The sequence below is a fragment of the Acinetobacter sp. genome, assembly GCF_041911495.1.
Classification (GTDB): Bacteria; Pseudomonadota; Gammaproteobacteria; order Pseudomonadales; family Moraxellaceae; genus Acinetobacter.
This window is the reverse complement of the sequence record NZ_JAYROT010000040.1, coordinates 22,153-33,602: the sequence shown is the minus strand read 5'-3', so window position 1 is coordinate 33,602 and position 11,450 is coordinate 22,153. Positions and strand designations below refer to the sequence as shown.

General features: G+C 42.8%; 8 protein-coding genes. 5 read left to right on the top strand and 3 right to left on the bottom strand.

Translation table 11 applies throughout. The features are described from left to right. From dnaE to ACE3PQ_RS05415, 3 genes are all read right to left on the bottom strand, one after another. On the bottom strand, positions 1-2,767 hold a 2,767-nt coding region (gene dnaE / locus ACE3PQ_RS05425), incomplete at its 3' end, for a DNA polymerase III subunit alpha (protein WP_374295906.1). 165 nt (positions 2,768-2,932) lie between these two features. Further along, a complete protein-coding gene (locus ACE3PQ_RS05420) occupies positions 2,933-4,351 on the bottom strand; it encodes a peptidylprolyl isomerase (protein WP_374295904.1) in 1,419 nt (472 codons plus the stop codon). Further along, positions 4,351-6,870: an LPS-assembly protein LptD gene (locus ACE3PQ_RS05415; RefSeq protein WP_374295902.1), complete on the bottom strand. Its 2,520-nt coding sequence runs from the start codon at positions 6,868-6,870 to the stop codon at positions 4,351-4,353. Before ACE3PQ_RS05415 ends, ACE3PQ_RS05420 begins: the two co-directional genes overlap by 1 nt. Before the next feature lie 149 nt (positions 6,871-7,019). Here ACE3PQ_RS05415 and ACE3PQ_RS05410 point away from each other — a divergent pair, with 149 nt between their 5' ends. From ACE3PQ_RS05410 to ACE3PQ_RS05390, 5 genes are all read left to right on the top strand, one after another. Then, a complete protein-coding gene (locus ACE3PQ_RS05410) occupies positions 7,020-8,060 on the top strand; it encodes an aminoglycoside phosphotransferase family protein (protein WP_374295900.1) in 1,041 nt (346 codons plus the stop codon). Next, a complete protein-coding gene (gene murU, locus ACE3PQ_RS05405; RefSeq protein WP_374295898.1) occupies positions 8,057-8,770 on the top strand; it encodes an N-acetylmuramate alpha-1-phosphate uridylyltransferase MurU in 714 nt (237 codons plus the stop codon). The genes ACE3PQ_RS05410 and murU overlap by 4 nt, the downstream gene beginning before the upstream one ends. Positions 8,771-8,927: 157 nt before the next feature. Then, positions 8,928-9,560 carry a 16S rRNA (guanine(527)-N(7))-methyltransferase RsmG gene (rsmG, locus tag ACE3PQ_RS05400; RefSeq protein ID WP_374295896.1) on the top strand — a complete coding sequence of 211 codons (633 nt, stop codon included), beginning with the start codon at positions 8,928-8,930 and terminating at the stop codon, positions 9,558-9,560. Positions 9,561-9,727: 167 nt separating this feature from the next. Next, positions 9,728-10,549, top strand: a complete 822-nt coding sequence (locus tag ACE3PQ_RS05395; protein WP_374295894.1) for a ParA family protein — start codon at positions 9,728-9,730, stop codon at positions 10,547-10,549. Then, positions 10,546-11,439: a ParB/RepB/Spo0J family partition protein gene (locus ACE3PQ_RS05390; protein ID WP_374295892.1), complete on the top strand. Its 894-nt coding sequence runs from the start codon at positions 10,546-10,548 to the stop codon at positions 11,437-11,439. The genes ACE3PQ_RS05395 and ACE3PQ_RS05390 overlap by 4 nt, the downstream gene beginning before the upstream one ends. Positions 11,440-11,450: the final 11 nt, after the last annotated feature.

The window sequence follows — 11,450 nt, the reverse complement described above, 5'->3', positions numbered from 1 at the left end:
GCTGTACTTGCTCGACTTCACCAAACAAATCCATCATGCCTGATTCACGGTTGTTGCGTGCTTGTTCCGCTGCTTGCACCGCTTCGGGTAAATTTTCCATCAAAATCGCACGTTCTTCACCCAAACAATCGAGCGCACCTGCACGAATTAAGGCTTCTAAAGTCCGTTTATTGATTTTCTTGAGATCAATACGATGACAAAAATCGAATAAGTCTTGATATTCACCTTGCTCAACTCGGGAATCAATCACCGACTGCATCGCCTGCTCACCAACGCCTTTGATCGCACCCAATCCATAGACAATAGTTTTTGGGTCACTGGCTTTAAAGCGGTAGTCCGACATGTTGATTGACGGCGGTAAAACGGTCAGATCATTGCTACGACAGTCATCAATCAAAAACACCACATTATCAGTATTTTGCATTTCAGAAGACATCACCGCCGCCATAAACTCCGCTGGATAATGCGCTTTCAGCCATGCGGTATGATAAGCGACGAGGGCATAAGCCGCTGCGTGCGATTTGTTAAAACCATAGCCTGCGAACTTTTCCATATAATCGAAAATTTCATTGGCTTTGACCTCATCAATATCTTTGGTGGCTGCACCTTTGAGGAAGATTTGCCGTTGTTTGACCATTTCCTCAGGCTTCTTTTTCCCCATGGCACGACGTAGCAAATCCGCACCACCGAGGGTATAGCCTGCACAGACCTGCGCTGCCTGCATCACCTGCTCTTGATAGACCATGATGCCGTAAGTTGGTTTCAAAATATCTTCAAGCAGTGGATGCAGATACTCAAAACTGCCACCGTGCATACGATGGATAAAGTCGGGAATCAGATCCATTGGACCGGGACGGTACAGCGACACGAATGCGATAATTTCTTCAAACTGGCTTGGGCGTGCTTCTTTGAGCATGCGTTTCATACCGACGGATTCAAACTGGAATACCGCTGTGGTATTGCCATCAGCGAACACCTCATAGGCTGCTTTATCATCTAAAGCGATCTGTTCGAGGATAATTCGTTCAGACTCAGGCAAGCGTGCATTGATATGCGTCATTGCATCTTCAATCACGGTGAGATTTCGCAGTCCCAAAAAGTCAAACTTGACCAAGCCGACCGCTTCGACGTCGTCTTTATCAAACTGACTGACTCGTCCTGTACCATCGGCTTCACAGCTAATCGCAGAGAAATCGGTGATTTTCCCGGGAGAGATCAGTACGCCACCTGCGTGTTTGCCTGTGTTACGGGTAATACCTTCGAGCTTGAGTGCCATGTCCCAAATTTCCGACGCATCATCATATTCGGGATTGGCAGGATTGGTGACCATGTCTTTTAGCTCTGGTTCCATTTCCAAAGCAGTTTTTAGATCGACACCGAGTGGCTTGGTCGGCACAAGTTTGGAAATGCGATCTGCTAAGCCATAAGACTTACCCAATACTCGTGCTACATCACGAATCGCACCTTTTGCTGCCATTGTTCCGAAGGTGGCAATTTGTGCCACTGCTTCACGACCATAATGTTGTGACACATACTCAATCACACGGTCACGCCCTGCGATACAGAAGTCAATATCGAAATCGGGCATCGACACTCGTTCAGGATTGAGGAATCGCTCGAAAAGTAACTCATAACGCAGTGGATCAAGATCGGTAATTTTTAAACTATAAGCAACCAACGAGCCTGCACCCGAACCACGACCTGGTCCAACAGGCACACCGTTATTTTTCGCCCAGCCAATAAAATCCATGACGATAAGGAAATAACCTGGGAAACCCATTTTAAGAATAATATCAATCTCATAGGTCAGTCGGTCGTGATACTTTTTGTCAATCTCAGCCCATGATTCATCACGTTCAGCTTCAGGATAAAGTAAGGCAAGCCGTTCGATTAAGCCTTGCTCTGAGACATGACGGAAAAATGAATCAATGGTGTGCTCAGGCGGTATTGGATAATCAGGCAGATAGTTTTTACCCAAAGTCAGATTGACCGTACAACGCAGTGCGATTAGATAGCTGTTCGTCAGCGCATTAGGTAAATCGGCAAACAGCGTTTGCATTTCAGCATTGGATTTGAAATATTGCTGATCGGTATAATTTTGCGGACGACGATCATCACCGAGTACATAGCCTTCGGCGATACAGACTCGAGCTTCGTGCGCTTCAAAATCACTTTGTTTCACAAAACGTAAATCATTGTGCGCAACCACACCGATTTGATATTTTTGTGCAAGTTGCAATGCTTGCTGAATAAACAGTTCTTCATTCGGCAAGCCAACTCGACTAATCGCCAAATACACCCGATCACCAAAAGCATATTTCCATGCGTCAATCAGTGGCTCGGCTTTATCAGGATTGGATGAGCAAAGTGCTTGACCGACATCGCTATGGATTCCCAAGAGGGCAATCAGTCCATCAGATTGCTGACAAATCCATTCAGACTGAACCGTAGGAATGTCGAGTTTCAGTCCATGGGTAAAACCTTTGGATACTAATTCGGTGAGATTGAGCCAGCCCGCTTGGTTCATCGCAAGCAGTTGCACCCGTTGATGCTCTTCACCAAGACGTAGATCACTGCCAAAAATTGGCTTAATGCCATGCTTAAGACAGGCGTTATAAAACTTCACCGCAGCGTGCATATTCGACAGGTCGGTCAGTGCTAAAGCAGGCATCTTGTCGTCGGCGGCAGCTTTCACCAAATCAGGGATTCTGATAATCGAATCCGTAATCGAATATTCGCTGTGAATGCCTAAATGGACAAATTGCATCATTGAAACCGTCTAACCTAATTATGAAAATTGGAAAACCAATATGAACATCAAATCTTAGCACGAGTGTTTAGCTTTGACTGATCTGATTTGAAGAAAATAAAAAACCAAATACGAGATTTGGTTTTTTATATAAGAAAATGAATCGGTTTTTACACCAATCTATTAGTTTTCGGTGCTTGAATCTGTACTTGGCTCAGTCGTCGTTTGCGTTGAGCTCGCTTGCGCATCCGAATCTTTTGAACTGGAGTCTTTTAAGCTTGGATCTTTGATATCCACATAAGCTTCTGCACGGACTTCACGTAACCAACCATCAAGCTCTGCATCAAACTGACGCTCACTCAAAAGTTGTTTTGCCATACGCCGTTGATATTCTTCAGTCATATCTTTCTGACGTTGATCTTCAACGGTCAAGATATGCCAACCGTATTGTGTTTGAAATGGTTTGCTGACTTGACCAACTGAGGTAGAAGTCATCACTTTTTCAAACTCAGGCACCATCACACCAGGAGAAACCCAGTCCAAACTACCGCCATTACGTGCTGATCCAGTATCACTAGAATAGGTCGCTGCCATTTCTTGAAAATCTGCGCCTTGTTGTAGACGGTTATAGATTTGATCAATTTGCTGTTTTGCATCAGCAGGGCTAACGACTTCTGAAGGTTGAATCAAAATATGACGTGTAAAATATTGAGGAATTAAAGCTTTTTTTCCATCAGCTGTTCGTTCAAGTAGTTTTAAAATATGAATACCATCTTTGGCATTGATTAATTCTGTCGTTTTACCCACTTCAAGACCACTGATTCGAGCGGCAAGATCGGCAGGAATATCAGATAAAGCACGTGTGCCCATGTCTGCGCCTTGCACCACGACTTGATCATTGCTGTTCTGCTCAGCAATCTCTTTGATATTGTCACTCGTTGCCAATGCATTGCGTACAGCATTTGCAGTTTCAGTGACCGCATTTGCTTCGGTCGCTTCCGATTTTGGAGCAACACGTAAGTGAAGTACATGAAATTGGCTACCAAGTGCTGCTTGACCTTGTGGAGAATTTAGGAAGTTATCAATATCTCGCTCAGATACTTTGATACGTGACATGACTTGTTGTTGACGTAGGCGATTGACACTTAAATCTTCTGAAACCTGCTTGCGAAGTAGCTCATAGTTACCTGCACGTTGGCTGTCAAGACCACGTTGGAATTCTTCTAAGCTCTCCGCACCTTGTTGCTTTGCAATAGACAATACAGCTTGATTGAGTTCAGTTTCGCTCGGTTTCACACCTAGACGACGCACTTGTTCAATTTGAGCTTGACGTAAGATGAGTTGTTCTAATACTTGTTTACGCAGAATAGATGCAGGGGGAACTTGTTGTCCCTTGCTTTGCATTTGCTCTTGAATAACGGCACTCGCTTGATCTAGATCACTTTGCAAAATTGCGCTTTCACCAACGACTGCAACCACTTGATCAATATTCGCTGCATAAATTGACGCTGATGCAGATAACGCAACCACTAGCGCAGTAGTGCGGGCAATTTTCATCATGTTTTGACGTAATTTAGATGTAAGTACAGTAGGGTTATTCATTAACGTTGAGTCCAAGTTTGGTTAACATGATCAAATCCAATGACACGATCTTCTAATAATGAGGCTAATTTGCCTGATAATCCGCCTAAACCTTTAAGGCTAAACTCTGCCATGATGGCTTTCTTCGCTGAAATGTTTTCATCAGTCGGGTCGTCGAGATCATTATAGTATCGACGTGCATAGACTGAAACACCCCAACAGCAAGATTCATAATTTAAACCGAGTAGAATTTCACGTGTCAAGTCATTATCAATGTCGTATTGTACGTGACCCATGAGGCGCCAATTGTTGTGAATCGGTTGCACAAATGAGCCAACCACTTGTTGATAAGCTTGCTGACGCAGTTCGGCAAGGTCGTTACGATAGACATAGCCAAGATGGTAAAGCTGTCCAACATCATCGGCATAATTCAACGATAGATTGCTAAACGTATTCTCACCGTCTGCATCAAACGCTGTGTTCGATGTCACATGAATATTATTGCTAAGCTGACTAGAGAAGGTCATTACAGGACCTGAGTAGTCATCGGTTGCGATCGGATCATTCTCAGCATCAAGACGGACTTTGCGATCAGCAAAATAAAAGCTCTGTCCGATACTTGCACGTAAGCGCTCTAAGCCAATGGTGTCGTATAAGCGATAGGTTAAACCAAGCGAAGCAAAATGATTATCTTCTAAGCGATCATGTCCATAAAAACGATATGGACTAAATAAACGATCGTAACTGACAGAGGCTTGGGTACTGTCAAAGTTTGGATAGCCATCTTGAGCCTGATAAGGCGAATAAGCATAAAATAGGCGAGGGCTTAAGCTTTGCAAATATTTGCCTTGCTTTTCAAAAACTAAGCCTGTATCTAAAGTGAACTGTGGTACAGCAACAGATTTTTCAACAGATTCATTTTCATCAAAACCGAGGTCAACTTTGCTGTCCCGATCAAAGAAAGTGTTGATGCTACGCACTGAAATTTCAGGAATGACAAAGGCGCTTGGTGTTCTAAAGTTGTAACGGCTATACAGCTGATTATAAATCCGTGTACCGCTACTTTCTAAAGCTGAGCCGTCGTCGATAGACTTTTTAAAGTATGCCGTATCGTTATAAAAGCCATACTCTAAGCCATTATATTCTCCACCTGCATAGTGAAAAATAAACTGTGGCAATCGTGCATAAGGACGGTCTACATCGGCAATAGACTCATCTAAAGTTTGAAAGTCTTGCACTTTAAGCTGAGCGGTAATGCCAGGAATACCATTGGCATAATTCAATACCCAAGTACGCTCTTGATGGACTAAATCTTCACTATTTGGAGAGTTTCCTAAGTCTGTGAAATAGTCTTCGTCGGATACATAGTTATAATCAATGGCGCTGTTCCATTGATCATTAATTTTCCAAAAATGTTCCCAGTGCAAATCTTTACGATCTTGATCATCGTAGCCCTGATCTTGAGGCAGATAACCACCCCAAATTTTACCAAAACCATAATCTTCGGTGAGATAATTGAAATCACCTTCTGCCATAAAGCCACGACCATTGAGGTAACGTGGAGTCACCGTCATATCATAGTTTGGCGCAAGGTTCAGATAATACGGTACGCCGAGCTGTAAACCACCATCATTGGTATAACCAAAGCTAGGTACTAAGAAACCTGTGGTGCGTCGATCATCAATTGGAAAATTAAAATATGGCACAGGAAGAACTGGGGTGTTTTTGATATAAAGTCGAGCATCTTTGGTGACGCCACGTCCAGTCGTTTGATTCAGCTCAATGGTTTTGGCTTGCAGATGCCATGCAGGGCTTGTACTTGGTGGGCAGGTCGAATAGCTTGCTTGATTGAGTACGACAACATCAGGTGCAGTGCGACGAATCTCTGAGGCGTAGCCATGTGCTTGCTGTGCTTCGCTAATAAAATAGCTATCGTTAAGATCGCCTTGTTGCGTTTTTAGGTTGTAATTGATTTCATCGCTTTGTGAAAATAATCCACCTTGAGCGAGTTGGACTTTGCCTTGCGCTTTTGCATATGTTTGCGTTTCATCAAGCTCTAAACGCTCAGCACGAATGCTTCGCCCTTGTTGGTCGATTTGAACATCACCTTCGAGTACAGAGGTGCCATTAGGGTTGTAATAAGCACTTTCTGCGCTAATCGTTGCAGTCGCTTGAGTTGGATCGCTCGGTGCTTGCTCATTGGTACCAATCGGTGTCACCCACATTCCTGAACAGAGTTGATCTTTGTATGTATCTTTTGGGTTTGATTCGGCGATTTCTGATGGCGTTAAATAATATTGTTGATAGAAGTCTTGCGCTTCTTCGCTATTGGCAGGTGTTAAACCACCATTTTTACTTTGGGTTTTATCTAAATGAATCTCTTTGCTGACGACTTTTGAGTCTGCTGTTGTGGCTTGCGATGATTCTAGGCTGTCAACATTTGCGTTGCTGTTTTCCGCATAAGCGATTTGAAACGCACCAAGACTCATCAGTCCGATGACGGCTTTGAATAAGGTGTTTTTTTTAAATTGATGGGTCATCATATAGGTTCAAGATCAGTCATCAGAATTTGGGAATAAATCAAAGTGCAAAGAAATATTTTCATTGCATGATAGAGAAAAAAAGCGGAAACGACTACACTTAGTTCGCTAAATAATGCACGCTTATTGCAATTAGGGATTCGCTTTACATGCAACGAGAACAGTTAATTGATACTTGGTTAAACCAAGTTTTGCCACAACAAGATTACAAAATCAACTACTTAGCTGGAGATGCAAGTTTTCGTCGCTATGCAAGGATTACGCTTTCATCTCAGCGCTACATGCTGATGGATGCACCACCAGAACAAGAAGATTGTGCGCCATTTGTACAAATTGCAAGCTATTTATCAAGCTACGGTGCACGTGTGCCACAGATCGTCGCACAAGATTTAACACAAGGGTTTTTATTACTTGAAGATTTTGGCGATCAGCTTCTATCTACCGAGTTAAATCAAAGCACAGTCGATCAATATTATTTACAAGCTTTTGCGCAAATTATCCAATTGCAAAGTATTGCTGTCGATTCCCAGATTTTTCCACAATATAGTGCGGAAAAATTGACAGATGAAATGCGTTTGTTTGATCACTGGATGTTGCCTGCGCTTGATATTACATTGAGCGAAGCGCAACAAAGCATGTTGAGCAACAGTTATGCGTGGATTTTGGACAATCTGAAAAATCAACCGCAAGTCATCGTGCATCGTGATTATCACAGCCGTAACTTGATGGTTTTAGATGGCGAGTCTGTGCTTGGCGTGATTGACTTCCAAGATGCGGTAGTTGGTCCTGATACTTACGATTTGATCTCGATCGTACGTGATGCTTATGTGCAATGGTTGCCTGAGCAAGTTGCAAAATGGATTGATCAGTTCTATGGACTGTTGCCTGAGTCTGCAAAAGTAGGGCGTAGTCTGGAACAGTTTCGCCTTGATGCAGAAGTCATGTCGATTCAACGTCATTTGAAAATCTTAGGGATTTTTGTGCGTTTATTCGTGCGTGATGGTAAGTCGGGTTATTTGAAAGATTTACCACGTGTGATGTGGTATTTGCGTCAGGAATTGAAAAATTGTCCTGAATTAGCTGAATTGCAATCATTTGTCGAAAATGAGGTGATGCCAAAATTTGAACAGAAATATGGCACTTATCAAGAAGTGACCATTAAAATGCTTAGTGAAGAGGCAAGCCAATGAAAGCGATGATCTTAGCGGCAGGCTTGGGGAATCGCATGCGACCGCTGACTTTATATAAGCCAAAACCATTGTTAGAAGTAGGCGGTAAGCCACTGATCGTTTGGCATATCGAAGCACTGGCTAAAATTGGCGTGACAGAAATCATCATCAATGCCGCATGGCTCAAAGATCAATTGGTCAATACCTTGGGTGATGGCTCGCAGTTTGGTGTAAAAATTCTTTGGTCGTTAGAAGATGAAGGTTTAGAAACCGCAGGCGGTTTAATCAAAGCTTTATTTCATTTTGAAGATCAACCTTTTCTCGTGGTGAATGGTGATGTGTGGACACGCTATGACTTTTCTGCATTAAAAAATGTTGAGCTTGGCGATCGCTTGGCGCATTTGGTCTTGGTGGATAACCCACCGCAACATCCAAATGGTGATTTTACTTTAAGTGATGATTTATCGAATGGCACTGCAAATCATGGTGTGATCAGCACATTTGAGCAAAAGAAAGCGGGTGAGGCATTAACTTTTTCAGGGATTAGCATTTTATCTCCAAAGCTGTTTGCAGATTTACCGCAAGGCAAACGCCCACTTGCTCCATTGCTCAAAGATGCGATGCAACATGGTTTAGTCAGTGGTGAAAAAATGTCTACAGCATGGGTCGATGTAGGGACACCAGAGCGTTTGATGCAGTTGGATGAGCAGATTCGAAAACGACAGATCTAATTCTCTACAATTAAACGTGTCAAATCGGGTGATTTCAGTGAAACCAGTTTGCGTTTTACAAGATGTTCCACGCATAATAGGTGCGTTTCGAATTATGCTTTAAGCACTAAGTAGAAGTCATTTATTTACGATGACAAATACATTCTTTTGAGGATTTATGCACCCGTACTATCAAGCTTTGACCGATGGTGTGTCTGCACTGAATTTGGACTTGTCCGAACAGGTGCTGAACAACTTGCTGAAATATCAAGATGCCTTAGTGCTTTGGAATAAAGCATACAACCTCACTGCGATCCGTGAACCAAAGGAAATGTTGATCAAGCATCTACTGGATAGTTTGAGTATTTTAAATCATTTTCCAAAAGGTCGAATGCTCGATGTGGGTACAGGTGGTGGCATGCCAGGCATGATTGTGGCATTGTGTCAGCCTGAGCGTGAGTGCGTATTGCTTGATTCAAATGGTAAAAAGATTCGTTTTTTGAAGCAATTTATTGCAGATATGAAACTCACCAATGTCAAAGCGGTGCAGACTCGGGTAGAAGATCCGCAGAGTATCAACGATCTTGGTCATTTCGATGTCATTACTAGTCGTGCTTTTGCCTCACTGCTTGATTTTGTTGATGCAGCAAAGCCGTATATGCATGAGCAGTCAGTCATTGCTGCGATGAAAGGTGTTGTGCCACATGATGAGCTATCAAGCTTATCGAATTGGTCACAGCAGATCATTGCACTCAAAGTCCCAAAGCTTGATGAGCAACGGCACTTAATTGTTTTAAATAAATCATCATGACTTTGTATTGCAAAGCAAGTGATGTATAACCCATAGGATTAAAAAAAGATTTTGTTAGAATGGATCGCCACTATCGTGGTGATGCTTCTGATTGAAGTTTTGAAATAAGTATTGTAACAAGTATTGATCGAATAGACGAAGATAGCTTTAATGGCGAAAAAGGTTTTATGGTTAAAATAATTGCAATTGCAAATCAAAAAGGTGGTGTCGCAAAAACCACCACCGCAGTCAATCTTGCTGCATCTTTAGCAGTGCTAAAAAAACGAGTCTTGCTTGTGGATTTAGATGCGCAAGGCAATGCCACGATGGGCTCTGGCGTACATAAAAATGAATTGAACTATAGCATTGCTGATGTGATGTTGGGTGATGCGCCGATCGAAGCTGCGATTAATAAAGTCGAATCAAACTATAAAGTGCTTGGCTCAAATCGTGAGCTTGCAGGTGCAGAGCTCGTGATCGCTGAGCAAGAACAGCGTGAGTTTATTCTCCGTGATGCCTTGAAGCAGATCGAAAGCAATTTTGACTTTATCCTGATTGATTGTGCGCCAAGTCTGAATTTGATTACGGTGAATGCCTTTTGTGCAGCGGATAGCGTATTGATCCCAATGCAGTGTGAATATTATGCCTTAGAGGGTTTAGCCGATTTGTGTCAAACCATTGAGCGAATCAATCAAACATTGAATCCTAATTTAGAAATTCTAGGCGTCTTGCGTACCATGTATGATGGACGTAGCGCATTGACCAAAGACGTATCTGAAGAATTGGCACAATATTTTGGCGATAAATTATTCCAGACCGTGATTCCACGCAATGTACGTTTGGCGGAAGCGCCTGCACATGGCGTCCCTGTGATGTATTTTGAGAAAAGCTCAAAAGGTGCAGTGTCGTACCTCACATTCGCAGCGGAACTCGTCAAAAAAATGAAAAAGATTGAACAGAAGCAAGCTGAACAGAAACAGGCTGAACAAAAGCAGGGAGCAAAATCATGACTTTAAAGAAACGTGGCTTAGCCAAAGGTCGTGGTTTAGATGCACTACTTGGTTCAGTGAAAAAAGAGAAACAACATCTTTCTGTGAATACCGCAGACCTTGAAGATGGTCAACTCGAGCAAATCTCGGTAGATATATTGCAGCGTGGTCAATACCAACCACGTCAACATATTGCCGATGAAGCCTTAAAAGAGCTGAGCGATTCGATCAAGCAACACGGCGTGATGCAACCGATCGTGATTCGTAAAGTCAGTAGCGACGGTGAAGATGCACAATATGAAATCATCGCGGGTGAGCGTCGTTGGCGTGCAGCCAAACTTGCAGGGTTAACACATGTCCCTGCGATCGTGCGTGACATGTCGGATCAGGTGGCGATCGCTTTGGCGTTGATTGAAAATATTCAACGTCAAGATTTGAATCCAATGGAGCAAGCTTTGGCATTGCAACGCTTCCATGAAGAATTTGGCTTAAGTCATCAAGAGATTGCAGAAACTGTTGGTAAAGCTCGTGCTTCAGTAAGTAATTTATTGCGCTTACTCAGTTTAGAAGAAAGCGTCAAAGTCTTATTGGATGAGCAAAAGATTGACATGGGTCATGCCCGTGCATTATTGCCATTGAAGAAGACTGAACAAGCTAAGATTGCACAACAAGTCGTGGCAAAAGGCTTGTCTGTACGTCAGACAGAGCAGCTCGTGCGTGAGTTGCAAAAGCCTGTATTATCGAGTGAGAAAGCGAAGCCTTCATCGGATATCAATCAGTTGATTGAGAAGTTGACTGAGAAGCTCGGTGCGGAAGTACAGATTGATCATAATGCCAAAGGAAAAGGCAAAATCGTCATCAAATATCATTCACTCGATGAGTTGGATGGTATTTTGAAAGTGTTTGAATAATCAAAATAAGT

What these genes read in the sequence shown, in the direction of transcription:
- ACE3PQ_RS05420 (WP_374295904.1), bottom strand. Translation starts at nt 4,351, where the DNA reads ATGAATAACCCTACTGTACTTACATCTAAATTACGTCAAAACATGATG.
- ACE3PQ_RS05415 (WP_374295902.1), bottom strand. Translation starts at nt 6,870, where the DNA reads ATGACCCATCAATTTAAAAAAAACACCTTATTCAAAGCCGTCATCGGA.
- ACE3PQ_RS05410 (WP_374295900.1), top strand. Translation starts at nt 7,020, where the DNA reads ATGCAACGAGAACAGTTAATTGATACTTGGTTAAACCAAGTTTTGCCA.
- murU (WP_374295898.1), top strand. Translation starts at nt 8,057, where the DNA reads ATGAAAGCGATGATCTTAGCGGCAGGCTTGGGGAATCGCATGCGACCG.
- rsmG (WP_374295896.1), top strand. Translation starts at nt 8,928, where the DNA reads ATGCACCCGTACTATCAAGCTTTGACCGATGGTGTGTCTGCACTGAAT.
- ACE3PQ_RS05395 (WP_374295894.1), top strand. Translation starts at nt 9,728, where the DNA reads ATGGTTAAAATAATTGCAATTGCAAATCAAAAAGGTGGTGTCGCAAAA.
- ACE3PQ_RS05390 (WP_374295892.1), top strand. Translation starts at nt 10,546, where the DNA reads ATGACTTTAAAGAAACGTGGCTTAGCCAAAGGTCGTGGTTTAGATGCA.